Below are 24,673 nucleotides of genomic sequence, written 5' to 3' on the forward strand. Positions count from 1 at the left end.
GTTTGGCGAAGCCGGGGAGGCATCCAGGATGGCACAGCGACTCAGTGCGGCCGCGCGGGACGCGGCCCTGACTCGGATCAGCCTGATCACGGCCGGGGTGGTGACCCTGGGGCTGGCCGGCACGGTCGGCCTGGGTATCGCGGTGGCCGCCGAGACGCCTGTCAAGAGTAGCAACCCGGCGCCGGAGACCGAGGCCACCGCGCCGGAAGAGCAGAGCAGCGGCCACGGCGACCTGGGCGCGAACAACGTGACGCCGGACGTGGCGACCGTGCCCGCGACACCGAACGGCCAAGCGGCACCGAAAGGTCAAGCGGCGCCCAAGGTTCCGGCCGCCGCGCCGAAGGCCCCGGCCGCCAAGCCCAAGGCGACTCCCAAGCCGCCCGTGACCTCGTCGGGTGGGTCATGAACGGCGTGCGGTTCGAGGCCATCGGTACGACGGTGCACCTGCTCGTGACCGAACCCAAGGTGCTGCCAGCGGCCGAGGTCATCCTGCGGGAGTTCATCGCCGACCTGGACCAGGCGTGCAGCCGGTTCCGGGACGACTCGGCGCTGAGCGAGCTGAACCGCACCGGCCAAGCGACGCATCCGATGCTGCTGGCGGCGTTGCGGGTCGCGCTGGACGCCGCCGAGCAGACCGACGGCCTGGTGGACCCCACTCTCGGCACGTTCATGGCGAACCTCGGCTACGACCGCACTTTCGCCGAGGTGGCAACGGAAACGGCTGCGGAAGTCAGAACAGCTTCAGTGAAGGTGATCCAACCGCCGCGGCGGCAGGCCTGGCGGGACATCGAGATCTCCGACGACACCGTGACCGCGCCCCGCGATGTGCGGATCGACCTTGGTGCGACAGCGAAAGCGTGGGCGGCGGACACCGTGGCCAAGCAGATCGCCGACGCCACCGGGTCTGCCGTACTCGTCAACCTCGGCGGCGACATCGCGGCCGCCGGTTCCCCCGAGGATGGCTGGAGCATCAGGGTCACGGCCGACCACAAGGACGACGAGGGCGGTCAGGTCGTGGCGATCCACTCCGGTGGCCTCGCGACATCCAGCACCACCGTCCGCCAGTGGCAGCGCGGCGACGAGCTGCTGCACCACGTGCTCGACCCGGCCACCGGTCTCCCGGCGCCGCGGATCTGGCGCTACGCAACGGTTTCGGCCGCGAGCTGTGTCGACGCGAACACCGCTTCCACAGCGGCCTTGGTGCTCGGCGAAGGAGCACCGCACTGGCTTGCGGCGCGGGGACTTCCCGCCCGCCTGGTCTCGGCCGACGGCAAGATCGTCACGGTCGCCGAGTGGCCCGAGGAGGAGAAATGACATTGGCCGCGCCCTTTGTGGGCGAAAGCACTCTCTGGTATCTGGCACGGGGGAGTGGCATTGTCTCCCTCGCGCTGTTCACGATGACTGTCGTGCTGGGACTGCTGGTGGCGGGACGGCTCAGCTCGCCCGCGTGGCCGCGGTTCGTCACGGAGACGTTGCACCGCAACCTTTCCCTGGCCTCGGTGCTGTTCCTGGCCGTGCACATCGTGACGATCGTCTCGGACAACTTCGTGACCATCAGCCTGGTCGACGCGTTCGTGCCGTTCGCCGGCTCCTACTCGCCGTTCTACCTGGGTCTGGGCGCGTTGTCCGTCGACATCATCCTGGCCTTGGTGCTGACCAGCCTGTTCCGCACCCGGCTGCCGTTCAAGGCGTGGCGGTTCGTCCACTGGCTGGCGTACCTGAGCTGGCCGGTCGCGGTGGTGCACACCATCGGCATCGGCTCCGACCAGAGCTGGGTGCTGATCACGGTCGGCATCAGCGTCGTGCTTGTGCTGGCGGCGGGCAGCTTCCGCGTGGCATCGGTGCGGAGGAGGGCATCGTGAGCGCACCACAGCAACACCGTTATGACGGCAGGCCAAGGCTGTTGTCCCAGCAGTGGCCCACCCTCGCCGGGCATGCGCGGGCCCTGGGCCCGTTGCCCGAGGTGCCGAACCTGATCGACGTGGTGACCGCGTCCGGCCTGCGGGGCCGTGGCGGGGCCTGGTTCCCGACCGGGCGGAAGCTCGCTTCCGTTGCGGGCAAGGAGAACCCGTACCTGATCGTGAACGGGATGGAGAGCGAACCGGCCGCGGGCAAGGACAAGCTCCTGCTGCGCCGGGCGCCGCACCTCGTGCTCGACGGTGCCGAGCTGGCCGCCAAGGCGATCGGCGCGGACACCATCACCGTGTGCGTGCACCGCGGCAGCGGCCTCGCGCGGCACCTGATGTCGGCCGTCGCGGACCGGGCCTCCGCGAACTGGGGCACCGGGGTGCGCATCGAGGTCAGCGAGCCGCCGAAGTGGTACGTGTCCAGCGAGTCGACCGCACTGGCGAACTTCGTCGGCGGTGGCGAGGGGAAGCCGCGCTCCGTGCCTGCGCGGACTTCCGGCGTCAACGGCCGGCCGACGATCGTGTCCAATGTGGAGTCCTTCGCGCACATCGCGATGATCGGCCGCTACGGCCCGAACTGGTTCCGGACGGCCGGAACCGGTGAGGCGCCCGGGACCGCGCTGTTCACCGTCAGCGGGGGCGTGCGGCACCGGGGCGTGTTCGAGCTGCCGGTCGGCGTCACCGGCGACACCATCCTGCGGGTCGCGGGCGGTGTGGTCGAACCGATCTCCGCTGTTCTCGTTGGCGGGTACGGCGGTGCGTGGATCGAGCCGCGCGAGTTGCGGCGCCCCTTCACGCCTGAGGTGCTCGGCCAGATCGGTGCCTCGCCGGGCGCCGGTGTGGTGGTCGCTTTCCCCGCTCGCGCTTGCGGTCTGAACGAGACCATGCGGGTCGCGGAGTGGATGGCCGCCCAGACCGCCGGTCAGTGCGGGCCCTGCTTCAAGGGCCTGCCCGCGATCTCCGACGACGTCACCAAGATCACCCGTGAGGGCGACCGGCAGGCCTACGAGCGGCTGCGGTTCCGGCTCGGCGTGATCAACGGCCGGGGCGGCTGCGCACACCCCGACGGCGTGGTCAAGTTCGTGGCCACCGCGATGAAGGTGTTCGCCCACGACGTCCGCCGGCACCTGTCCGGACAACCGTGCCAGGGCGGCCCGCAGGTACTGCCCGTCCTGGCCCTTCCCGACGAAAGCGAAGGCTGGCAATGAGCGAGCGGCTGAAGGTCGACATGATCGCCTGCGACGGCCACGGTGTGTGCGCGGAGCTGCTGCCCGAGGTGATCGGGCTGGACGAGTGGGGCTACCCCATCGTCAGCGACACACCCGTCCCGGACGACCTGCAGAAACACGCGAAGCGCGCGGTTCGCTTGTGCCCCAAGCTCGCGCTCACGTTCTCGTCTTCGTCACCCCACTGACAGCCCGATACTGGCCGCGGCATCCCGCCAGGGATTCCTCGGGCCTAGAGGGAGGTATCGGGCGAACGGCCGGCTGGGGCGGGCGGGCAGACCGGCGCTCCTGGCCTGGACCAGGATGTTGCCCAGCGCGCTCGCTTCGACCGGTCCGGCAAGTACTGGCAGTCCACAGGCATCGGCGGTGAGCCGGCACAGCAACCGGTTGTGCGCTCCGCCGCCGACCAGGTGGACCAGCTCGATCTCGCGATCCGCGAGCACAGCGGCGGCGTGCAGCGCGGCGGCGTGAGCGAGGGCCAGTGAATCGAGGATCGCCCGGACGATGCCCGGCCGGCCAGCCGGTGGGGTCTGACCGGAGGCCCGGCATCGCTGGGCGATCCTCGAAGGCATGTCCCCGGGCGGCAGGAAGACGGGGTCGTCCGGGTCGAACACCGCGGCGAACGGCGGTTCGTCCTCGGCCGCCTTCAGCAGTGGCTCCAAGGGTTCATCCCACTGCCGCAGGCATTCGCTGAGCAGCCACAGGCCCATGGTGTTGCGCAGGAACCGCGTCTTACCGTCCACTCCGGACTCGTTGGTGAAGTTCGCCTGCCGGGCCTGCTCGGTCAGCACCGGCTCGTCGAGCAGAACACCCACCAGCGACCAGGTTCCGCACGAGATGTACCCGAAACCGGGGCCGTCGCCCGGGATCGCGAACACTGCCGAGGCTGTGTCGTGGGACGCGACCGTCAGCATTTGAACTTCGCCGTACATGTAGTCGCGTACCGTTCCGCTGTGCTCACCGGGTTGCCGCAGCGGCGGCAGGATGTCCTGGGGGATGCCCGCGCTTTCGAGGATCTGCGGCGACCATTGCTTTGTGGTCGCGTCCAGCAGGCCGGTGGTGGAGGCGTTGGTGATCTCGGCACCCATGGTCCCGGTCAGCCCGTAGGTGATCAGGTCGGGCAGGAGCAGCATCTTGTGGTCCGCCAGGCGTTGCGGCGGTTCGGTCATCAGCTGGTAGATCGTGGTGAACGGGAGGAACTGCAAACCGTTGATGCCGTAAAGGGTTTCGTCGTCGATGGCCTCGCGCAGCTTCGCGTCCACGCCGTCGGTCCGGGAGTCGCGGTAGCTGCGGACGTCACCGTCGAGCTTGCCGTCCGGGCCGATCAGGCCGTAGTCGATCGCCCACGAGTCCACCCCGAAGGTCACCGGGTGGTCGGCGAGCTTCAGTCCACCGAGGATGTTCCAGATGATCTTCCGGTAGTCCCAGCGCAGTCCGCCGTCGGGTCGCGGTTGCGGTCCGGTGGGAAACCGGAGCAGCTCGGTCAGCTCGACCTCGCCGTCGACGACCCGCCCCTGGATGACCCGGCCGCTGCTGGCCCCGAGATCGACCGCGACGAACATCAGCGCAGGAACGCCGCGGCCACCCCGGCGTCGACCGGGACCAGCAAGCCTGTTGTGTGCGAGAGATCGCCCGCGGTCAGCGCGAACACCGCGTTGGCCACGTGCTCCGGGAGCACCTCTTGTTTGAGCAACGTGCGCTGGGCATAGAACTCGCCCAGTTTCTCCTCGGGCACACCATAGACGGCCGCGCGCTTGGCGCCCCAGCCTGATGCGAAGATCCCGGACCCGCGTACCACGCCGTCGGGGTTCACGCCGTTGACTCGGATGCCGTGCTCGCCGAGTTCGGCCGCCAGCAAGCGAACCTGGTGGGCCTGGTCGGCTTTGCTCGCCCCGTAAGCGATGTTGTTCGGGCCCGCGAAAACGCCGTTCTTGCTGGCGATGTACACGATGTCGCCGCCCATGCCCTGAGCGATCATCGCCCGCGCGGCCTCCCGGGACACCAGGAACGAACCCCGCGCCATCACGTCATGTTGCTTGTCCCAGTCGTCCACCGTGGTCTCCAGCAACGGTTTCGAGACCGACAACCCGGCGTTGTTCACGATCAGGTCCACCCCGCCATAAGCCAGGCAGGCGTCCTGGATGGCTTCGGCGACGTCCACTTCGGATGTGACATCCGCGGTCACCGCTGTCCCGCCGATGGTCTTGGCGACCTCGGACGCGGTGTCCTTGTCCCGGTCGGCCACCACGACGTTCGCTCCCTCGGCGGCCAGGCGCTCGGCGATGGCCTTGCCGATCCCGGACCCGCCACCGGTCACCAGGGCGATCCGGCCCGCGAGCGGTTTGGGTCTGGGCATGCGGCGGAGTTTGGCCTCCTCCAGGTCCCAGTACTCGATCCGGAACTTCTCGGCCTCGGAGATGGGGCAGTAGCGGGACACCGACTCGGCGCCACGCATGACGTTGATCGCGTTGACGTAGAACTCGCCCGCGACTCGTGCGGTCTGCTTGTCCCGCCCGAAACTGAACATTCCCACGCCGGGCACGAGCACGATCGCCGGATCCGCACCGCGCATCGGCGGTGCGGCCGGAGTTGCGTGCCGCTGGTAGTAGGCCGCGTACTCGTCCCGATAGGTCTTGTGGAGTTCCTTGACCCGGGCGGTCACGTCGTCAATCGCGGCTGTGCCAGGAAGGTCCACGACCAGGGGTGCGACTTTGGTGCGCAGGAAGTGATCCGGGCAGGACGTGCCGAGCGCGGCCAGCCGGGGGTGTTCGGCGCGGGACAGGAAGTCCAGCACCTCGGGGCTGTCGGTGAAGTGACCGACCTGGCGGCTGTCCGTGGACGCGAGCCCGCGCAGCACCGGGAACAGCGCGGCCGCCTTGGATCGGCGGTCCGCCAAGGGTTCGTAGCCGGGGATCACCGGGCCGAACGGCTCCGGCTTGCCGTGATCGGCCAGATACCGTTCGGCCGTGCGGATGATCTCCAACGAGTTGGCCTGACACTCATCGCTGGTGGCGCCCCACGCGGTGATGCCGTGCCCGCCGAGAATGCAGCCGATGGCCTCCGGCGACCGAGCCTTGATCGCCGCGATGTCCAGGCCCAGCTGGAATCCCGGCCGCCGCCATGGCACCCACACCACCCGGTCGCCGAAGATCTCGCGGGTCAGCTCCTCGCCGTCGGCCGCGGTGGCCAGGGCGATCCCGGAGTCGGGGTGCAGGTGGTCCACATGGGACGCATCGACCAGCCCGTGCATCGCGGTGTCGATGCTCGGCGCCGCACCGCCCTTGCCGTGCAGGCAGTAGTCGAACGCGGCGACCATCTCGTCCTCGCGGTCGACGCCGGGATAGACGCCGGCCAAGGCCCGCAACCGGTCCAGCCGCAACACGGCCAGCCCGGTCTCGGTCAACGTGCCCAGGTCACCACCGGATCCCTTGACCCACATCAACTCCACCGGGCCGCCGGTCACCGGGTCGGTCGCGGTGCCTTTCACGGAGGCGTTCCCGCCCGCGTAGTTGGTGTTGCGCCGGTCCGCACCCAGGACATGGGCGCGGTCCAGCAGCTCCCGGACCGGGGTCACGCGCCCCACCCCGCCGCCGACCCGCCGACGCGCCCGGCCCGGAGCTTCTCCTGGTGCCCGGACCGGTGGTACGCGGCGATCGGGTCCGGGTCCAGCCCCATGTCCTCCCGCAGCGAGGCCAGCAGCGGCCGGACGTCGGTCGAGAAGGCGTCCATCAGCACGGCGTTGGCACCGAGCACGTCACCCTCCACCTGGGACTTGCGCAACGCCTCGGAGTCCACCAGCAGCGCCTTCGCGGTGGCCTCCTGGACGTTGAGAACGGACCGGATCATGGCCGGGATCTTGGGTTCGATGTTGTGACACTGGTCCAACATGAACGCGATGCCCGCCGAGGCGTCCAGGCCCCCGCCAAGAACGATCTCGGTCATGATCCGGAACAACTGGAACGGGTCGGCCGCGCCCACCATCAGGTCGTCGTCGGCGTAGAACCGCGAATTGAAGTGGAACCCGCCAAGCCGCCCGCGCTGCAACAGGAACGCCACGATGAACTCGATGTTCGTGCCGGGGGCGTGGTGCCCGGTGTCGACCAGGACCTGAGCCTTCGGCCCGAGATCGACGCAGTGCGCGTAGGACGTGCCCCAGTCGGGGATGTCCGTGGCGTAGAAGGCGGGCTCGAACAGCTTGTACTCCAGCAACATCCGCTGGTCCTCACCGAGCCGCGCGTACACCTGGTGCAGGGCTTCGGACAGCCGTTCCTGCCGGGCGGGGATCGAGTCCTGGCCCGGGTAGTTGGTGCCGTCCGCGAACCACAGCGACAGGTCACGCGACCCGGTGGCGTCCATGATGTCGACGCACTCCAGTAAGTGCGCCAGGGCTTTCGCTCGGACGGCCGGGTCCGGGTTGCAGACGCTGCCGAGCCGGTAGTCGTCCTCCTGGAACACGTTCGGGTTGATCGCGCCCAGGCTGATGCCCTGTTCACCGGCGTGCCGGGACAGGGCGGCGTAGTCGTCGACCTTGTCCCACGGGATGTGCAGGGCGATGCTCGGTGCCACGCCGGTGAACCGGTGCACGGTCGCGGCGTCGTCCACCTTCTCGTACGCGTCCCGCGGCACACCCTCCTGTGCGAACACCTTGAACCGGGTGCCGGAGTTGCCGTACGCCCACGACGGCGTCTCGATCCGTTGCGCCCGCAGCACATCCCGGATGTCCATCGCGCTCCCTAGAAGTTGTACTGGTCGATGTTGGCCGAGGTGAAGACGGTGGGCGGGCCGAGGATGATCTCGCCGTTCTTGCCGATCTTGCGGTCACCCAGCTTGCCTGCCTTGAGGGTCTCGCCCTGCTTGCCGGTGATCTGGCCGGACGCCAGCGCCGCGGCCGCGTACCCGGCCAGGTAGCCCAGCTCGTTCGGGTCCCACAGCGCGAACTCGGTGACCGTGCCGTCCTTGATGAACTGGCGCATCTGGTTCGGCGTGCCCAGCCCGGTCAGCGAGATCTTGCCCTTGTACGGCGAGGACGAGATGTACCGCGCGGCCGCGGAGATGCCGACCGTGGTGGGCGCGATGATGCCCTTGAGGTCCGGAATGGACTGCAGCAGGCCCTGGGTCTCCTGGAACGACTTCTGGTCGTCGTCGTCGCCATAGGCCACCTTGGCCAGCTCGATGTCCTTGTACTCCGGCTTGCGCAGCTCGTCCTTCATGAAGCCGATCCAGGTGTTCTGGTTGGTGGCGTTCGGGGTCGCCGACAGGATGGCGATCTTGCCCTTGCCACCGATCTGCTTGGCCACCAGCCGCACCTGCGAGCGGCCGATCTCCTCGGACTCGGCCTGGTTGACGAACACCTGACGGGCGTCGGGCGCGGCGTCGGAGTCGAACGTCACGACCGCGATCCCCTTGGACATCGCGTCCTTCAACGCCGGCGCGACCGCGTTCGGGTCGTTCGCGGCGATCACGATCGCGTCCTGCTTCTGCTGGATCAACGTGTTGATGTAGGAGACCTGGGACGCGGCCGAGGCGTCCGACGGGCCGACCTCCTTGCCCTCGCCGGCCAGTTCGCGGATCGCGCCGATCCCGCCGTCGTCGATGATCTTCTCGTACGGGTTGTCGATCTCCTTGGGCAGGAACCCGACCTTCCGGCCCTTCTTCATGGCCGCGTTGGGGTCGGCGGCCTTCGAGGAGGCCGTACCCCCGGACGACTGCTCGGCGTTCTTCGTCGTGCCGCCGCAGCTGGCGACCAGCCCCACAGTAAGACCGGTTGCGATCAACAGGCGGATCAATCGTGGACGGGCCATCGGACTTCCTCTTCCTTGAGGACTACAGGGGCGGCGGGAACCGGGCGGCGACGGGCCAGTGCCCGGGCCGCGACCGGCACGAGGACGGAGACGATCAGCAGCAGGCCGGTGATCACGTTCTGGATCTCGTTGCTGACGTCGTTGAGGAACAGCACATTGCGCAGGCCGGCCATCAGCAGCAGCGCGGCGGCGACCCCGAAGACCGTGCCACGGCCGCCGAAGATCGACACCCCGCCGAGCAGAACCGCCGCCACGGCGGCCAGTTCGAGGCCGTTGGCGTTGTCGGCACGGGCGCTGTTGTAGCGCAACGTGTAGATCAGCGAGGCGAGCGCGGCCAGCAGCCCGGACACCACGAACAGCAGCATCTTGATCTTCTCGACCCGGATCCCGGAGAACCGCGCGGTCTCGGCGCCGAGACCGATCGCGAACAGCGACCGGCCCAGGGTGGTGAAGTGCACGCCGACCGCGATGATCACGCCGACGGCGAGCACGATGAGCGGGGCGTAGTCCGTCGCGAGTGGACGGTACGCCGACGGAAACCCTGTTACGGCACCGTCGCCCAGAACGATGTACGCAAGCCCCCGGTACAGCCCCAAAGTGCCGATGGTGACCGCCAAGGACGGCAGCCCGAACTTCACCACCAGCACCGCGTTCAGTGCCCCCAGAACGGCTCCGGCCAGGAGAACCACCGGCAGGATGGTCTCGAACGGCAGCCCCGCGTCCCACAACGTGCCCGTCAGCGCCGAGCAGAAGCCGAGCGTGGACGCCACCGACAGGTCGATCTCGCCGGTGAGCACGATCGGCAGCAAGGCGAACGCCAGCAGCGCGACCTCGCTGTAGTCCAGCAGCAGGAACCCGATGTTGTCGGTGTCGGCGAAGCCATCGGTGGTCGTGCCGAACACGAACACCCCGACACACAACAGGAGCAGGAAGCTCTCCCAGCGAATGATCTTGTCACGCACGGCGGGCGCTCCTCTGCTCTCGCAGGCGTGCGGCGACTCTGAGCATCACGGCCCGGTCGAGCGAGATCGCCAGCAGCAGCGCGGCCCCGTCCACCGCCCGTTCCCAGAACGCGGGCACACCCAGGATCGGCAGCGCGCTCGTGATCGTGGTCAGCAGCAACGCACCCAGTGCCGCACCGACAAGCGACCCGCTGCCACCGAAGATCGCCACCCCACCGACCACAACCGCGGCCACCACAGCGAGTTCCTTGCCGTTGCCCACCGAAGCGTTGATGGTGCCGAAGTACGAAGCGTGCATCACCCCGCCCAGCCCGGCCAGCGCGCCCGCGATCACGAAGGCGGTGAACACCCGCCGCCCGGTCGGCACACCCGCGAGCCGGGCCGCGTCCGGATTGGACCCGATGGCGTACAACTCCCGCCCGGACCGGAAGTTCCGCAGCGCGTAGGCGAAGATCGCGAGCACGACGACCGCGATCAGCGTGAGGTTCGGTATCCCGAGCACCGAACCGCTGCCGAACTCCAGGAAGCTGGGCGACATCCGGTCGGCGTTGACCTGCTGCACGCCGGAAGCCTTGGCCCACGCGTAATCCAGCCCACGGAACACATACAGCGTCCCGAGGGTGACCACCAACGCCGGTACTTTGGCCAACGCCACCAAAGCACCGTTCACCGCTCCGCAGACCGCTCCGAGAGCGAGGCCTGCCAGGATCACGGCGATCACCGGCGTGCCCTGGTGACCCATGAACAGCTGTCCACTGAGGAACGCGGTCAGCCCCATCACCGAGCCCACGGACAGGTCGATGTTGCGGGTGATCACCAGCAGCGCCTGCCCGGTGACCAGCAGCGTGATGATGGACGCGTTCAGGAACAGGTCGTGCACACCCTGGCGGCTCAGGAACCCGGGGTTGGCGATGGTCGTGGCCGCCATCACGACGGCCAGGGCGAGGACGATCCCGAGTTCCCGTTTCACGACACGCTCCCGGTGGCTGCCCGCATGACCTCTTCCTCCGTCGGCCGGGTCAGCGAAGCGGTGATGCGTCCCTCGTGCATCACCAGCACGCGGTCGGCCATGCCGAGCACCTCGGGCAGGTCCGAGGAGATCATCAGGATCCCGATACCGTCGCGGGCCAGGTCGGCCAGCAGCTTGTGCACCTCGAACTTGGCGCCGATGTCGATACCGCGGGTGGGTTCGTCCACGATCAGCGCGACCGGTTCGCCCGCGAGCCACTTGCCCAGCACGACTTTCTGCTGGTTCCCGCCGGACAACGTGGCCACCGGGTCGGACAGCCTGCCGAACTTCAGCCCCAGCCGCTCGGCCCACCTGCCCGCCAGGGCGCGTTCGGCGGAGCGGCGCACGATACCGCCGCTGGAGACGGCCCCGAGCATCGCGAGGCTGGCGTTGCGCTCGATCGACAGGTCCGGGATCAGGCCCTGCTCCCTGCGGTCCTCCGGGACCATGGCCAGCCCGGCCTCGATCGCCGCACGCGGATCACCCGCGGGCAACGCCCTGCCGTTGACCACGACGGTCCCGGAGTCCCGCCGGTCGACGCCGAAGATCGCCCTGGCGGCTTCCGACCTGCCCGAGCCGACAAGCCCGGCAAGTCCGACGATCTCACCACGTCGAACGGTCAGTGACACGTCACTGAACACACCGGCCCGGGACAGCCCGGACACCACCAGTACATCATCACCGGGCCGGTCCTGGCGCCCGGGGAAAAGCTGTTCAACCGATCGGCCTACCATGCGGCGCACCAATGTGTCCCGGTCGATCTCCGCCATCGGCATGGTGGTGACCAACTCCCCGTCACGCAGCACAGTCACGCGGTGGCACAGCGCGTACATCTCCTCCAGCCGGTGCGAGACGAACAGCAGCGCCGCGCCGCCCTCGGCGAGCCGGCGCGCGACCCGGAACAGCCGCTCGGCCTCCACTGTGGACAGCGCCGCGGTCGGCTCGTCCATCACGATCACCCGCGCCGACCCCGACAGCGCCTTGGCGATCTCGATCACCTGCTGGTCGGCGATGGACAGGCCGCGGGTCGGCCGGTCCGGGTCGAGCGGCACGCCGAGCTGCTCGAAGATCTCCGCGGCCTGTCCGCGCATGGCGGCGCGGTCGATGCGCCTGCCCTTGCGCAGCGGCTGGCGGCCCATGAAGACGTTCTCCGCGACGTCCAGATCGGGGAACCGGCTGGGCTCCTGGTGGATCACCGCGACGCCGTGCCGGCGGGCCTCCCGCGGCCCCCCGAAGCGGATGGGCTCGCCGTCCAGCACGACCGTGCCGGTGTCCGGCTGGTGTTCGCCACCGATGATCCGCACGACCGTGGACTTGCCCGCGCCGTTCTCCCCGGCCAGGGCGTGGATCTCGCCGGGGCGCAGGGCGATCGACACGTTCTTCAGCGCCCGCACGGCGTCGAAGGACTTGCTGACGGCACGCAGCTCGAGCAACGGTTCCACGGCGACTCCACGCTCGAGTGAAACGTTTCACTTCATTCCCGGCCAAGCTAGGCCACGAGTCCGGCCGAGTCAAGGTACGGTGCGCCCATGGCACCGAGCATCAAGGACGTCGCCGTGCGCGCCGGAGTCTCCATCGGCACGGTGTCCAATGTGCTCAACCGGCCGGACAAGGTGGCCGAGTCCACCCGCGCCCAGGTGCTGGCCGCGATCGACGAGCTGGGCTTCGTGCGCAACTCCTCAGCGGCGCAGCTGCGCGCGGGCACCAGCCGCTCGCTGGGCCTGATCGTGCTCGACATGGCCAACCCGTTCTTCCACGACGTGGCCAAGGGCGTCGAGGACGTGGCGAGTTCCCTGGGATACGCGGTCGTGTTGTGCAACTCCGACGAACAGGCCGGCCGGGAGGACCGCTACCTCCAGGTGCTGGAGGAGCAACGGGTCCGGGGTGTGCTGATCACCCCGGTCGAGGTGAGCTCCGAACGGCTGGATGCGTTGCGCCGCAGGGGGACCCCGACCGTGCTGGTGGACCGGCACGACCCGCGGATCGACTGCTGCTCGGTCGCGGTGGACGACGTGGCCGGCGGCATGCTGGCGGGGGAGTACCTGGTCTCGTTGGGGCACAAGCGGATCGCGTTCTTCAGCGGCCCGATGGGCATCCGCCAGTGCGCCGACCGGCTGGCCGGGCTGCGTCAGGCCGTGACGGGCGCGGGCCTCGACCCGGACTCGGTGATCGACGTGGTGGAGACGCCCGCGCTCAAGGCCCGGATCGGCTACGAGGCGGCCCGGGAGCTGTTCGACAGCTCCGGACAGGTCACCGCGGCCTTCTGTGCCAACGATCTGCTCGCCCTCGGCGTGCTGCGGGCCGCGGTCAGCACCGGCCGCCGCGTCCCCGACGACCTCGCGATCATGGGTTACGACGACATCGAGTTCGCCGCCGACGCCGCCGTCCCGCTGTCCTCGATCCGCCAGCCCACCGTCGACATCGGACGCGACGCCGCCCGCCTCCTGCTCGAGGAATGCGACAACCCCGAGACCCACGAACACCAGCAGGTGATGTTCGAGCCCGAGCTGGTGATCCGGGAGTCGACCTAGCGGCGTAGCCACCCCGCGTGCGGGTTAGCCCGCAAAGAGCAATCCGGGCCCGCGCATCCCCCACGGGAATGGGACCATTCCCGGTGAAAAACCCCCGGCGCGCGGCGTGCCGAGATCAGTCCTAAGCAGACGCTCAAGACAGGTCACCTGGACCCAGCGTCACGCATTGGAGTATTCCCGCACTATCGGGCAGGTAAACGGTCCCGCCCGGAATTCGGCGCCGGAAACGCCCCGGAAATGAACGACAGGGGTCCGACCGGTTACGCGGGCACCCCGACTGGTTCACCCACCGCCACCCCCGGCGGACGGAGCGTGATCATGGGGCCCTTCCTGCGCAACCTTCCGCGATCGACGGCCCGCGACGACCCCAGTGGCGGGTATGAGCAACTCCCGTGCCGGGTATGAAAAATTCCTGTACCGGACAGTGACGGATCGGCGAGCGCACTGGTTATCGGGACACTGGTTGACCGGCCATGGCGTGCCGCATGCTTTTGGCGATCCAATCGAGCGGGGAAATCAAGGATAGGGGCCATTGTGATCGCCACCCTGAACAACACCGACGCCACTCTCACCGACACCCTTGGTTCGTTGTTCGCCGAGCTGGACCTGCACCTGGCCGACGCCGCCGGGACCGACCTGGTCATCGATGCGACCGACCTGTGGCGCAATCCGGAGCACACGCTCGCCGGCTCGTGCACCCAGACGTTCAACCTCGTCGTGGTCGCGCGGGAGATGACACAGCGATGACTCACCCGGGTGCCTCAGCAGGACGGGTGGTCGGCTTCAAGCGCCACCTCCGCGTGGAAGTGATCAAAGGCGAAGCCGTCTACCTCTTCTCCGAGCGCGGGGTGACCGCGCTGAAGGGCTCCGACGCGGAGACCCTGGCACCCCTGCTGGACAGCACCCGAGACCTGGAGACCCTGCTGCGCGACGTACCCAACGGCGTCGCACCCGAGCAGGTCGGCAGGTTCATCGCCCGGCTCGACGAGGCCGGGCTGCTCACCCTGGGACCGCCGCCGGGCTCCGGCGCGGGCGAGCGTGCCAGGGCCTACTGGGAGGCGGCCGGCACGGACGCCACCGCGGCGGTCGCGAACACCACCACCAAGCGGGTGCGGGTGATCGCGACCGGGAACGTCGACCCGGTGCCCGCACTGGCCGCGTTGCGCGAAGCGGGACTCACCGTCCAGGTCGGTCCCCCGCCGATGGACGGTGACGAGACCGCCGGGTTCGCCCTGGCGACAGACGATCCGGCCGACCTCTCGGTCGTGCTGTGCGATGACTACCTGTCGTCAGATCTGGCCGACATCGACGCGGTGCACCGTGCCGCTCGCCGACCGTGGCTGCTCGCCAAACCAGTGGGCGCGCAGATCTGGATCGGCCCCGTCTTCGACTCGCCGGAGCTGGGCTGCTGGCACTGCCTGGCCACCCGGCTGTGGGCCCACCGCGAGGCAGAGGCCCACGTACAGGCGGCTTTGGGCCGCATCGGCCCGGCCGTGCGCCCGGTCGCCTCGGTTGCGGCGCTGGACTCGATGGCCACCCACCTGATCGCGCTGGAAGTGACCAAGTGGCTCGCCGGCTACCGGTACCCCGGCCAGCGTTCGGTGTGGACGTTCGACAGCTTCGACCTCGGTGGCCGGCACCACGAGTTCCGCCGGCGGCCGCAGTGTGCGCTGTGTGGCGACCCCACGCACATGCGCAACCAGGCGCGGCGCCCGGTCCGGCTGGTCTCGCAGCCCAAGTCCACCGACAACGCGGGCGGGCACCGGACCCTTCCGCCGCAACAGGTCTTCCAGCGCTACGAGCACCTGATCAGCCCGGTGACCGGGGTGATCAAGGAGATCACCCAGCACACCAGGGGACCGGCGTTCTTCAACTCCTTCCGCGCCGGGCCGAACGTGGCCGTCGGCGGCCGCGCCGCCTGCGACCTGCACGCCGCGCCGCGGGTGGAGAACGGCGGCAAGGGCGTCACCCCCCTGCACGGCAAGGTGAGCGCGTTGTGCGAGGCGCTGGAACGGCATTCGGGCTTCTTCCATGGGGACGAGGAACGGGTCCGGGGCAGCTACCGGTCGCTGGGCGAGCAGGCCGTGCACCCCGCGTCGGTGCAGCTGTTCGACGAGCGCCAGTACCCGGCGCGCTCGGCGTGGAACGCTGCCCACTCATCGTTCCAGCACGTGCCGGATCCGTTCAACGACAACGCGGTCCTCGATTGGACACCCGTCTGGTCGCTGACGCACGAACGACACCGGTTGCTGCCCACGGCGATGCTGTACTACGGCGCCCCGCCGGAGGCGGGCTCGGTTTCGCTCTACGCGGACTCCAACGGCAACGCCGCAGGTAGCAGCCTGGAAGACGCTGTGCTGCAAGGGTTGCTGGAGTTGGTCGAGCGTGACTCGGTCGCGATGTGGTGGTACAACAGGACCCGGCAGCCCGGGGTGGACCTGGAGGCGTTCGGCGACCCGTGGATCGACGAGCTACAGGACGTCTACAAAGGACTGAACCGGGAGGTGTGGGTCCTCGACGTCACCGCGGACTCCGGCATCCCGGCGATGACCGCGTTGTCCCGGCGGACCGACGGCGGCACCGAGGACATCATGTTCGGCTTCGGGTCGCATGTGGACGCCAGGGTCGCGCTGCGCCGCGCGCTGACCGAGATGAACCAGCTGATGCCGGTGGTGACCGACCTCGGCCCGGACGGCCGCTACGGCTGGGTGGAGCCGGAACCGGTGAACTGGTGGCAGAACGCCACCATCGCCAACCAGCCCTACCTGGTGCCCGACCCGGCGGTGCCGGCCAGGACACCGTCGGACTGGCCCTATGTGTCCACACCGGACCTGCTCGACGACCTGACCGACGTCCGCCGCCGGGTGGAGTCGCTGGGACTGGAGGTGCTCGTTCTCGACCAGACCCGCCCGGACATCGGGCTGCCGGTGGTGAAGGTGATCGTGCCCGGCATGCGCTCCTTCTGGGCGCGGTTCGCGCCCGGCCGGCTGTTCGACGTCCCGGTCCTGCTCGGCCGGCTCCCGGCGCCGACGCCGTACGAGGAGCTGAACCCGACACCCCTGTTCATCTGAGATGGCCACCGCAGGTGAAGGGGCACAAGTCACGACCTGGAGACCGACTGTGCAGTTCAAGCCTCCTCCCGGCGATCCGGAGCGAATAAGGCTGTGGTCCTTGCGCGAGGACGCCCTGGTGGAGAGCGCCGGTGACGACCAGCTGCTGGTCTTCACACGCTGGGGCGACATCGAGATCGACGACCCCAGCCCGGTCGTGCGGGAGTGGCTGTACCGGATGAGCCTCGGCCCGGTCTCGCTGGAGAACCTGTTGCCCGCCTTGGCGGAGCACAAGAGCACGGCCGGGATCCCGTCGATGGCCGACGATCCCGAGTACCTGCGCGTGCGCCGGGTGATCGAGAAGCTCGGCAGCTGTGTCGTGCATTCCCTTGGCCTGGCCGACATGGGCGGCCCGCTGCTGTCCGCGGTGCCGATCTCCCGGCAGGCCACCTTCGAGCTGCCCGCCGTGGACGCCGGCCATCCGGTCCGGCTGTCCCGGTTCGCCGCCATGCGCGCGAGCGACGGCGAGGTCGTGCTCGAGTCGCCGCTGGCCCGCCATCGCGTTGTGTTCCACCGATCCCTGGCCACCCGTGTGGTCGGGTCGCTCGGCAAGGCCACCACGATCGCGGATCTGGCGCCCGCGCTGGACGTCGCCGAGTCGCTCGTGGCCGACATCGTCACTTATGTGGCCGCGGTGGGCATGGTCGTTTTCGCCGAGGACGAGGGCAACCCGCTCAACGCGCGGTTCGCCGAGGACACCGATCCGGCCTTGCTGGTGTGGTCGCACAACGATCTTTTGTTCCATTCCCGCAGCAGGCTGGGCCGCGACGACCCGCGTGGCGCGGTTTTCCCGCACGGTGACAAGCTGCCGCCGCCGCCCGCGGTGAAACCCGTGCCGGAGGGGCCGAGATTTCCCCTCTACAAGCCGGTTCTGGCCGATGTGGCCGCGGCCGACCCGCCGTTCACCGAAGTGGTGGAGAAACGCCGTTCCTTTCGCAAGTTCGCCCGAAGGCCGTTGACCGCACAGCGGCTGGGCGAGCTGTTGTTCCGCTCGGCCCGAATTCGTTCGGTACGGCCCGCGGACGGCGGCGGAGTGAGCTACGCGGTGTCCGACCGGCCCTACCCGAGCAGTGCCAGCCTGCACGAACTCGAGCTCTACCTGACGATCGACCGCTGCATCGGGCTGCCGCGCGGCATCTACCACTACGACCCTCTCGGTCACGCGCTGACACTCATCAATACTTCGGAGGACAAGGTCGGCGAGTTGTTGGACGATGCGAAGGTGGCGACCGGTTCGTTACAGCGGCCGCCGGCACTCATCACCGTGACGGCTCGAATGGGACGGTTGTCTTGGATGTACAACGGGATCGCATACGCCACCACACTGCGCCACGTCGGCGTGCTGCAACAGACGCTCTACCTTGTGGCAACGGCGATGGAACTGGCCCCGTGCGCGCTTTCCGTTGGCGACATCGAGGTGTGCGACAGCGCGTTCCTGCTGGACTGGCCGGCGGAAGTGACAGTCGGCGGGTTCGTCGTGGGATTGAGACCAGACGCCATAGCCGAGCGCAACAGTGCTAGGCAAGATCCGTGACTGCAGCTTGCTGCAAGAACTACCTATACAGGTTGGCGTGTAGGATCAGTCAGGCCGAGAGCGTGACGATGCTGGGGGGAGAATGAGCCCAGACTCGGACGGTAATGCGTTATCCGTCAACTCGACACTCGCCCCGAAGGTGGCCAGGCTAGTCGTCGTCACGGTCTTCAGCTGTATCGCTTTGCTGGCCTTCTTCCGCGTGCTGCTCACCGGCGTGACGTTCGTAACCGGCGCGCTGTGCACGGTCTATATCGTCGCGTTGCTGTCGCTGCAGATTCTCTGGACCTCCCGGCGCGCGGCCGAACTGCCGGTGTGGCTGCGCTATGCGGCGCTGTTCGCTCAGGCCTGCCTGGTGTACCTGCCGTTGCTCCAGTTCAAGCAGTCCTGGGTGGGGCTGCCGGGATTCCTGGCCGGCAGCGCGCTTCTGGTCATCCCGCCGCCGTTCGGCTGGATCACCGCCGGGCTTGTCGTGGTGAGCATGGCTTTCACGCAGGCGGCGTACACCGGTGTGCCCGAAGACGTCCTTTACATAACGCTGTCCACGATCCTGACCGGGTTGCTGGTTTTCGGGCTGACCCGTCTGGCCACATTGGTGACCGAGCTGCACCGCGCCCGTGAGGAACTTGCCAAGATGGCCGTGGCGCGTGAGCGGTTGCGGTTCGCGCGGGACCTGCACGACCTGCTGGGCTACAACCTTTCCGCGATCACGCTGAAGAGCGAGCTGACCCATCGGCTGGTCATCAAGCATCCCGCGCGGGCGCGCGAGGAGCTCGTGGAGATCCTGCAGATCTCCAGGCAGGCGTTGGCGGATGTGCGCGCGGTAGCCAGTGGTTACCGTGAGATGTCACTGGACGAGGAGTGCGAGTCCGCGAAGTCCGTGCTGGCGGCGGCGGACGTGCACGTCCAGATGGACATCAGCTACCGCGACCTGCCGGTGCGGGTTTCCACGGTGCTGGCCACGGTTCTGCGCGAGGGGATCACGAACCTGTTGCGGCACAGCAAGGCCGAGTTCTGCGAGATCTCGGTCCGGCAGCGCGACGGAAAAGTCGTCATCGAGCTGGTCAACGACGGTGTGCCCACCGAGCCGGTCGACTCCAGACAGGACAGTGGGCCGGGCGGCAGCGGGATCCACAACCTCTCCGCGCGGGTGGCGGAGCTGGGCGGGGAACTGACCGCGGAGCTGATGGCGGACAACAGGTTCCGGCTCTACGCGGTGATGCCCTTGTTCGGCCCGGCGCCGAGCCGCGACACCGGCGACGACGACCTCAAACCGCCGCTGCGCGTGGTTTCCTAGCGGCTTCGTCTGCGACAGCGGCCGGCGATACTTTCCGCCCACTCCCAGCCGCCGTCGCGGACCGAAGCGTCAACCCTGGTGCTACAGCCATCCGGCTTCGGTGGCGATCCGGATCGCGTCGACCCGGTTGCGGGCGTTGAGCTTTCCCGCGATGGTCGTCAGATAGTTGCGCACCGTTCCCACTGACAGGTACAGCTTGGAGGCGATCTCGGCCGCGTCGGCACCGTGTGCCGCCAGCCTGAGCACCTCGCTCTCCCGGGTGGTCAGTGGACAGTCGGTGCTGTCCCACGCGGCCAGCGCGAGCTGGCTGTCCACCACGCGCCTGCCCGCGGCCACGCTGCGGATCGCGTCGGCCAGCTCGCTGGCCGGGGCGTCCTTCAGCATGAACCCGCTGACGTGCGCGGAGAGCGCGCGCCGCAGGGTGCCCGGCCGGCCGAGGCCGGTCAGGATCAGCGTGCGCACCTCGGGCATGCAGGCGCGGATCTCGCCCGCCGCGGTGAGCCCGTCCTTGCCGGGCAGGTCGATGTCGAGCAGGGCGACGTCCGGCCGGTGCTTGGTCGCGGCCGGGAGGATCTCGTCACCCGATGCCATTTCCGCGACGACCTCGATGTCGGGCTCCACGTTGAGCAACGCGACGAGGGCGCCGCGGACCATATGCATGTCCTCGGCGATAATCACCCGGATCATGGTGTGCCCCTTTCCCCTCGGCACCGCCACGGATGGCTCGTGCCTTTCCCATTTCCGGCCGGACACCAGGTATGCGGGGTGGCGACGGCCGACGGGCATCCGCTTCGCCTGACCTGCAGCAAGCGGGTGCTGCAGTTGGTGTCACAAGAGATCATAGGGGTCGGCCCGCACAATTGGATCGGCTGTTAGGGGAAAAGAATGAAACCGCCGCACCCGCGCACGGTGGGTGCCCATACAGCGGGTGACGCACCGGGGACGGCGAGTATTCATCCTGTGACATTCCGTCAATGCGCGGGATCTGAGCTAATTGGGCGAGACGTTGTCCCGCAAAGAGGGCATAACACTCACGGAATTGGGTACGCATGGGCCGTTGAGAGCACGCCGGGCCGCTGAAAGGGCGAGTGCGGCTCACCGGGACCTCGCCAGGCCGCCGTCACGCTGAGCGGGAATGGCCGCCGCGGGTGGTGACTGCGCGCCGATCCTGCGGGCCGTCGCGATCACCGCGCGCCACGGTGGCAGCCGGTGCAGCGCACGGGGCCGTTCAATCCACGGCAACTCTTTTGTTTCGTCGATTTCACGTGGTACCACCACGCGCGAACCGGCCGGTAGCGGATGCACTTCGAGGCACCGAAGCCGCGATGCGCCATCGTCGGCGTAGTCCTTCGGTGCCGGGCGGCAATTCGCGGAGGGTTGCGTCAGGAACAGCCACCACTGGCCGGCCGTGTCGGCCAGCACCGGGCCGGCGAGCAATGTTATTCGCAAATCGGTGAGCACGCCCCGGCCCAACGGCTCGGGCATTACCACGGCGTCGAGCCGTTCGCCCAGCCGCATCACCAGACGGCCGGGGTCCACCTCGATGGTGACCGGCCAGCCGAATCGTTCCTCGTAGTACGTGCGGGCTTCGGAAAGTTCCCGTAACAGGTCAAGGTCGGGGGTGCGTTTCCGGGTCGTTGTAGTCATCTAACGCCTCCAGCATCGTCTGTCTCCTTTCCACACGGGGTGCCGTCAAGCCGGGGCACGACGGCCGCGACTGCAGAAAAACAAAGGTATACGGCATATCATCGCGGCCGGACCAGTTCGCCGGTCATCGGACGACCGTGAAATTCTCGCCTTTCCTATGTGAAGAACACCTAGTGGCCATGTCGGTTCGTCATACCGGCGGATGACAAGCGCATGCAGAGGTTGGTGAGGCCGGCACTGGAAACTGCGTCTACCAGCGATGAACAATTCGCAGCATCGTGCCTGCCGGCAAAGTCTGGCGAGGAAAGGCTGTGGGGATGGTGTTAGTCGAGCGAAATGAGGCAATGGCTGCCTTGACGCGGCTGCTCGAGCAGGGCACCGCGGGACACGGCCGCGTCGCGCTGGTGACCGGCGGCCTGGCGACCGGGAAGACCGAGCTGCTGCGCCAGTTCGCCGACCGCGCCACGCAGTCCGGGGCGCTGGTGCTGTCGGCCGCGGGATCCCGGGCGGAGCAGTCGCTGCACCTGGGGGTGATGTGCCAGATCTGTCACGGGCCGGCGTTCCCGGACATCCCGGTGCCCAGCATGTCCACTGTGGACCAGGTGCTCTGGGACGAGGTGGACCCAGACCCGGCGGTGGTCGGCCCGCTGGACGCCACGATCGTCCGGGACATGTCCGCGGCGATTCTGGCCGCGGCCAGGCAGCGCCCGGTCGTGATCATGATCGACGACGTCCAGTTCGTCGACGGGGCGTCGCTGCGGGTCCTGCTGTACCTGCGCCGCCGGATGACCGGCGCGCCGGTGCTGATGGTGTTGTCCGGGTGGGAACAGCGCCGCCGCGCGTGGCCGTCGTTCCGGGCCGAGATCACCCGTCAGCCGCACGAGCAGATCCGGCTGAACCCGTTGACCGAGCAGGGCGTCGCCGAGCTCGTGATGACGCGGCTGGAGTCGCCGCCCGCCAGGCTCGCCCGGTTCGTGTTCCAGCTCAGCGGCGGGAACCCGTTGCTGGCCAGTGCTCTGGTCGATGACAACGAGCGCACCGGGGACGATCTGGCCCCTGGCGTGGGCTATGCGCAAGCCGTGCTGACCTGCCTGCACCGCGGCGAACCGCAGCTGATGGACGTGGCGAGCGCGGTCGCGGTGCTCGGCGAGCAGGCCGCGCCGCCGCTGGTGGCCAAGCTGGCCGGGGAGACCGTCGCCGAGATCATGCCGACCCTGCAAGCACTTCGGTCCGCCGGGATCTTCGAGGGCCAGGACTTCCGGCACCCGGCCGCGGCCGCCGCCGTGGTGGACAGCCTCCGGCCCGGCGAGCGGTCCGGGATGCACCTGAGCGCCGCGAACCTGTTGCACCAGCAAGGCGCGGGCGCATTGGACATCGCCCGGCACCTCGTGGCCGCGGACGCGGCCTGCGGGCCGTGGGCGGTGGAGTTGTTGCGTGAGGCGGCCGAGCGCGCGCTCGCCGACGACGACGTTGCCGCGGCGGCGCATTGCCTGCGGCTGGCCCTGCGCGACAGCACGAGCGAGGACATCCGGCGGGAGATCACCAAGTCGTTGGCACGCGTGGAATGGCGGGTCAACCCGGCTGCCGCCGCGCTGCACCTGCAGCCGTTGCATGAGGCTTTGCGCACGGCCACGTTGAACCGTCGTGACGCGGCGACGTTGGCGCGGCAGGCGTTGTGGCAGGGGGACACCAAGACCGCCATCGCGGCGATGAAGGCGCTGGAGTCCGACGGTCAGGTCGCGGCCGAGCTGCGGCTGGTCTACGAGTGGATCCACGGCTCGCAGCAGGGCCTGCCGTCCAGCGAACGGGCCGGCGCGGGCGGCAACCCGTGGGTGCAGGTCGCGAGCAAGCTGAGCGGCCTGATGGTCAAGGGCCGGCCCGAGGACGTGGCCGGCAGCGCCGAGCACATCCTGCAGAGCTGCCATCTCGGCGACACCACACTGGAAGTCGTCGTCGCCGCGCTGCTGGCGTTGGCGTACGCGGACAAGCCAGACAAGGCCGCGTTCTGGTGCGAGGCCCTGGCCGAGGAGGCGCAGCGGCGCAACGCCCCGACGTGGCAGGCGCTCCTGGGCGCGGTCCGGGCGGACATCGCCCTGCGGCAAGGGGATCTGGCGTTCGCCCAGGCGCGTGCCACCGCCGCGTTGGGGCTGTTGCCCGCCGAGGGCTGGGGAGTCCTCATCGGACTTCCTCGGGCGACGTTGTTGATGGCGCACACGGGGATGGGACAGCCGGATGCCGCGGCCGAGGTGCTCAAGCAGTTCGTGCCGGACCAGATGTTCCGGACCGTGATCGGCCTGCGCTACCTGCACGCCCGCGGTCACTACTATCTGAGCACCGACCGGGCATTGGCCGCGCTGGACGACTTCCAGACCTGCGATCGGCAGATGCGCGAGTGGAACATCGATGTCCCGGCCCTGGTTCCGGCGTTGACGGACCTGTCGCAGGCGTACCTGAAGCTCGAACAGCGCAAGGTGGCGCGGGATCTGGTGACCCGGCAGCTGGACCGGCCGCGGGTGATCAGCTCGCGGACACGGGGGGTGGCGTTGCGGATCCTCGCGGCGACAACGGAGTTGCGGCAGCGGCCGCAGCTGCTCATGGAGGCAATCGAGGACCTGCACAACTGCGGCGACCGGCTGGAGCTCGCGCGGGCGCTGATCGACCTGAGCGAGGCGCACCAGGAGCTGGGCGAGTTCAGCCGGGCCCGGATGCACGCCCGCCGCGCGGCCGCGGAAGCCAAGGCGTGCCACGCGGAACCGTTGACGAAGCTGCTGTCGCACGGGGGCACGTTCGAGGTCAAGGAACCCAAGGTCGAGGCCGAAGGCGTGCCACCGCTCAGCGGCGCCGAACGGCGGGTGGCGACGCTGGCGGCCCGTGGCTACAGCAACCGCGAGATCGGCCGGATGCTCTACATCACCGTGAGCACGGTCGAACAGCACCTGACCCGCGTGTACCGCAAGCTCAACGTGGGCAGCCGCGCGGACCTGCCGGTGGGCCTGTTGCTCAGCCGAGTCCCCGCGGGCAACCCGCACCAGGTGTCGAACCACGAATAGGGGTCGATCGGGGTTGATTTTCCGCCGACCGGCGGTCCGGATTTCCGGGCCGCCGGTTTTCGCGTTTCTTGGACATTTGTACTGGGCAGCCGTGTGTTTATCCGGTACCGTTGGAGTGCTGATTCATGGTCTTCTTGTGACTTGTGGAGAGGAGGCCGTTGTGGTGTCCCCTGGATCCGTCCGGCCTCGTTCCTGGGTCGAGGCCGATGTGCTCGCCGACGGCGTTCTGGAGCTGTCCGCGGGCGCCGGTGGCGTGCTGTTCCGCTGCGGGCCGGCCGGGACGGCGATGTGGATCGCGTTGTGCCAGCACGGATGGCTGGCCGAGGGCGCGGTCGGCGCGTTGTCCGCCATCTGGACGGCGGACAGGGAGAACATAAGGGCCGAACTGGACATCTGGATAGGGGAGCTGTGGGACGCGGGGCTGCTCGAGCAGCGCTGAGACCGTGAGCGAAGTGCGGAACTCATAAACCGGATCGTGAACCATTCCGGGCCACCCGTGAATTGTGGCCGCTCGGGGTGGCTAGGGGTACTGGGGTCCGTGACGTGCGCAATACCGTCCCGGTTGAGGTGGTTTCATCCGTCGAAAACCGGGGAGTGCGCAC

Annotated in this window: 21 protein-coding genes; 12 read left to right on the forward strand and 9 right to left on the reverse strand. The window is 68.7% G+C overall.

Going from position 1 to position 24,673, the window contains the following annotated elements; translation table 11 throughout:
- The first annotated feature begins 28 nt into the window (after positions 1-28).
- From AB0J95_RS48015 to AB0J95_RS48035, 5 genes are read left to right on the forward strand one after another with little or no spacing between them, the layout of a single operon-like run.
- Positions 29-406, forward strand: a complete 378-nt coding sequence (locus AB0J95_RS48015) for a hypothetical protein (protein ID WP_364773133.1) — start codon at positions 29-31, stop codon at positions 404-406.
- Positions 403-1,314, forward strand: coding sequence for an FAD:protein FMN transferase (locus tag AB0J95_RS48020; protein ID WP_364773134.1), 912 nt, complete (start codon positions 403-405; stop codon positions 1,312-1,314). Before AB0J95_RS48015 ends, AB0J95_RS48020 begins: the two co-directional genes overlap by 4 nt.
- Positions 1,311-1,862 (forward strand): ferric reductase-like transmembrane domain-containing protein, encoded by a 552-nt coding sequence (locus AB0J95_RS48025; RefSeq protein WP_364773136.1) that lies wholly within the window; start codon positions 1,311-1,313, stop codon positions 1,860-1,862. The genes AB0J95_RS48020 and AB0J95_RS48025 overlap by 4 nt, the downstream gene beginning before the upstream one ends.
- Positions 1,859-3,115 carry an NADH-ubiquinone oxidoreductase-F iron-sulfur binding region domain-containing protein gene (locus AB0J95_RS48030; RefSeq protein WP_364773138.1) on the forward strand — a complete coding sequence of 419 codons (1,257 nt, stop codon included), beginning with the start codon at positions 1,859-1,861 and terminating at the stop codon, positions 3,113-3,115. Before AB0J95_RS48025 ends, AB0J95_RS48030 begins: the two co-directional genes overlap by 4 nt.
- Positions 3,112-3,321 (forward strand): ferredoxin, encoded by a 210-nt coding sequence (locus AB0J95_RS48035; RefSeq protein WP_364773139.1) that lies wholly within the window; start codon positions 3,112-3,114, stop codon positions 3,319-3,321. The genes AB0J95_RS48030 and AB0J95_RS48035 overlap by 4 nt, the downstream gene beginning before the upstream one ends.
- On the opposite strand, the gene AB0J95_RS48040 is transcribed toward AB0J95_RS48035, so the two are convergent.
- The 7 genes from AB0J95_RS48040 to AB0J95_RS48070 are packed head-to-tail and all read right to left on the reverse strand — an operon-like array spanning position 3,310 to position 12,347.
- Positions 3,310-4,695, reverse strand: a complete 1,386-nt coding sequence (locus tag AB0J95_RS48040) for a rhamnulokinase family protein (RefSeq protein ID WP_364773140.1) — start codon at positions 4,693-4,695, stop codon at positions 3,310-3,312. The genes AB0J95_RS48035 and AB0J95_RS48040 overlap by 12 nt on opposite strands.
- Positions 4,695-6,707: a bifunctional aldolase/short-chain dehydrogenase gene (locus AB0J95_RS48045; protein ID WP_364773142.1), complete on the reverse strand. Its 2,013-nt coding sequence runs from the start codon at positions 6,705-6,707 to the stop codon at positions 4,695-4,697. Before AB0J95_RS48045 ends, AB0J95_RS48040 begins: the two co-directional genes overlap by 1 nt.
- Positions 6,704-7,858: an L-rhamnose isomerase gene (gene rhaI, locus AB0J95_RS48050; RefSeq protein ID WP_364773144.1), complete on the reverse strand. Its 1,155-nt coding sequence runs from the start codon at positions 7,856-7,858 to the stop codon at positions 6,704-6,706. The genes AB0J95_RS48045 and rhaI overlap by 4 nt, the downstream gene beginning before the upstream one ends.
- 8 nt (positions 7,859-7,866) lie before the next feature.
- Positions 7,867-8,934, reverse strand: a complete 1,068-nt coding sequence (gene rhaS, locus AB0J95_RS48055; protein WP_364773146.1) for a rhamnose ABC transporter substrate-binding protein — start codon at positions 8,932-8,934, stop codon at positions 7,867-7,869.
- Positions 8,916-9,896 (reverse strand): ABC transporter permease, encoded by a 981-nt coding sequence (locus tag AB0J95_RS48060; protein ID WP_364773148.1) that lies wholly within the window; start codon positions 9,894-9,896, stop codon positions 8,916-8,918. The genes rhaS and AB0J95_RS48060 overlap by 19 nt, the downstream gene beginning before the upstream one ends.
- Positions 9,889-10,866 carry an ABC transporter permease gene (locus tag AB0J95_RS48065; RefSeq protein WP_364773149.1) on the reverse strand — a complete coding sequence of 326 codons (978 nt, stop codon included), beginning with the start codon at positions 10,864-10,866 and terminating at the stop codon, positions 9,889-9,891. Before AB0J95_RS48065 ends, AB0J95_RS48060 begins: the two co-directional genes overlap by 8 nt.
- Positions 10,863-12,347 (reverse strand): sugar ABC transporter ATP-binding protein, encoded by a 1,485-nt coding sequence (locus tag AB0J95_RS48070; RefSeq protein ID WP_364773151.1) that lies wholly within the window; start codon positions 12,345-12,347, stop codon positions 10,863-10,865. The genes AB0J95_RS48065 and AB0J95_RS48070 overlap by 4 nt, the downstream gene beginning before the upstream one ends.
- An 87-nt stretch (positions 12,348-12,434) precedes the next feature.
- On the opposite strand from AB0J95_RS48070, the gene AB0J95_RS48075 reads away from it, so the two are divergent.
- From AB0J95_RS48075 to AB0J95_RS48095, 5 genes are all read left to right on the forward strand, one after another.
- Entirely contained in the window at positions 12,435-13,436 is a 1,002-nt protein-coding gene (locus AB0J95_RS48075; protein WP_364773152.1) for a substrate-binding domain-containing protein, read from the forward strand.
- 534 nt (positions 13,437-13,970) lie between these two features.
- Positions 13,971-14,183 (forward strand): hypothetical protein, encoded by a 213-nt coding sequence (locus AB0J95_RS48080; RefSeq protein WP_364773154.1) that lies wholly within the window; start codon positions 13,971-13,973, stop codon positions 14,181-14,183.
- Positions 14,180-16,507 (forward strand): TOMM precursor leader peptide-binding protein, encoded by a 2,328-nt coding sequence (locus AB0J95_RS48085; protein ID WP_364773155.1) that lies wholly within the window; start codon positions 14,180-14,182, stop codon positions 16,505-16,507. The genes AB0J95_RS48080 and AB0J95_RS48085 overlap by 4 nt, the downstream gene beginning before the upstream one ends.
- 100 nt (positions 16,508-16,607) lie before the next feature.
- Positions 16,608-18,080 (forward strand): SagB family peptide dehydrogenase, encoded by a 1,473-nt coding sequence (locus tag AB0J95_RS48090; protein WP_364773157.1) that lies wholly within the window; start codon positions 16,608-16,610, stop codon positions 18,078-18,080.
- Positions 18,081-18,219: 139 nt separating this feature from the next.
- On the forward strand, positions 18,220-19,374 hold the full coding sequence (locus AB0J95_RS48095) for a histidine kinase (RefSeq protein WP_364773159.1): 1,155 nt from the start codon (positions 18,220-18,222) through the stop codon (positions 19,372-19,374).
- Between the two features lie 81 nt (positions 19,375-19,455).
- On the opposite strand, the gene AB0J95_RS48100 is transcribed toward AB0J95_RS48095, so the two are convergent.
- Together AB0J95_RS48100 and AB0J95_RS48105 are read right to left on the reverse strand one after the other, a co-directional pair.
- Positions 19,456-20,061, reverse strand: coding sequence for a response regulator transcription factor (locus tag AB0J95_RS48100; RefSeq protein WP_364773160.1), 606 nt, complete (start codon positions 20,059-20,061; stop codon positions 19,456-19,458).
- 408 nt (positions 20,062-20,469) lie between these two features.
- Positions 20,470-21,021 (reverse strand): hypothetical protein, encoded by a 552-nt coding sequence (locus AB0J95_RS48105; protein WP_364773162.1) that lies wholly within the window; start codon positions 21,019-21,021, stop codon positions 20,470-20,472.
- Positions 21,022-21,338: 317 nt separating this feature from the next.
- On the opposite strand from AB0J95_RS48105, the gene AB0J95_RS48110 reads away from it, so the two are divergent.
- Together AB0J95_RS48110 and AB0J95_RS48115 are read left to right on the forward strand one after the other, a co-directional pair.
- Positions 21,339-24,071 (forward strand): LuxR family transcriptional regulator, encoded by a 2,733-nt coding sequence (locus AB0J95_RS48110; protein WP_364773227.1) that lies wholly within the window; start codon positions 21,339-21,341, stop codon positions 24,069-24,071.
- A 163-nt stretch (positions 24,072-24,234) separates the two neighbouring features.
- Positions 24,235-24,510 carry a hypothetical protein gene (locus tag AB0J95_RS48115; protein WP_364773164.1) on the forward strand — a complete coding sequence of 92 codons (276 nt, stop codon included), beginning with the start codon at positions 24,235-24,237 and terminating at the stop codon, positions 24,508-24,510.
- The last annotated feature ends 163 nt before the right edge of the window (positions 24,511-24,673 follow it).

Source organism: Actinocrispum sp. NPDC049592, from assembly GCF_040675465.1.
In the GTDB taxonomy this organism is placed as follows: domain Bacteria; phylum Actinomycetota; class Actinomycetes; order Mycobacteriales; family Pseudonocardiaceae; genus Kibdelosporangium.

Coding starts and splice junctions, on each gene's coding strand:
- AB0J95_RS48040 (WP_364773140.1), bottom strand. CDS start 4,695: ATGTTCGTCGCGGTCGATCTCGGGGCCAGCAGCGGCCGGGTCATCCAG.
- AB0J95_RS48085 (WP_364773155.1), top strand. CDS start 14,180: ATGACTCACCCGGGTGCCTCAGCAGGACGGGTGGTCGGCTTCAAGCGC.
- AB0J95_RS48025 (WP_364773136.1), top strand. CDS start 1,311: ATGACATTGGCCGCGCCCTTTGTGGGCGAAAGCACTCTCTGGTATCTG.
- rhaS (WP_364773146.1), bottom strand. CDS start 8,934: ATGGCCCGTCCACGATTGATCCGCCTGTTGATCGCAACCGGTCTTACT.
- AB0J95_RS48035 (WP_364773139.1), top strand. CDS start 3,112: ATGAGCGAGCGGCTGAAGGTCGACATGATCGCCTGCGACGGCCACGGT.
- AB0J95_RS48110 (WP_364773227.1), top strand. CDS start 21,339: ATGGTGTTAGTCGAGCGAAATGAGGCAATGGCTGCCTTGACGCGGCTG.
- AB0J95_RS48015 (WP_364773133.1), top strand. CDS start 29: ATGGCACAGCGACTCAGTGCGGCCGCGCGGGACGCGGCCCTGACTCGG.
- rhaI (WP_364773144.1), bottom strand. CDS start 7,858: ATGGACATCCGGGATGTGCTGCGGGCGCAACGGATCGAGACGCCGTCG.
- AB0J95_RS48075 (WP_364773152.1), top strand. CDS start 12,435: ATGGCACCGAGCATCAAGGACGTCGCCGTGCGCGCCGGAGTCTCCATC.
- AB0J95_RS48020 (WP_364773134.1), top strand. CDS start 403: ATGAACGGCGTGCGGTTCGAGGCCATCGGTACGACGGTGCACCTGCTC.
- AB0J95_RS48105 (WP_364773162.1), bottom strand. CDS start 21,021: ATGACTACAACGACCCGGAAACGCACCCCCGACCTTGACCTGTTACGG.
- AB0J95_RS48100 (WP_364773160.1), bottom strand. CDS start 20,061: ATGATCCGGGTGATTATCGCCGAGGACATGCATATGGTCCGCGGCGCC.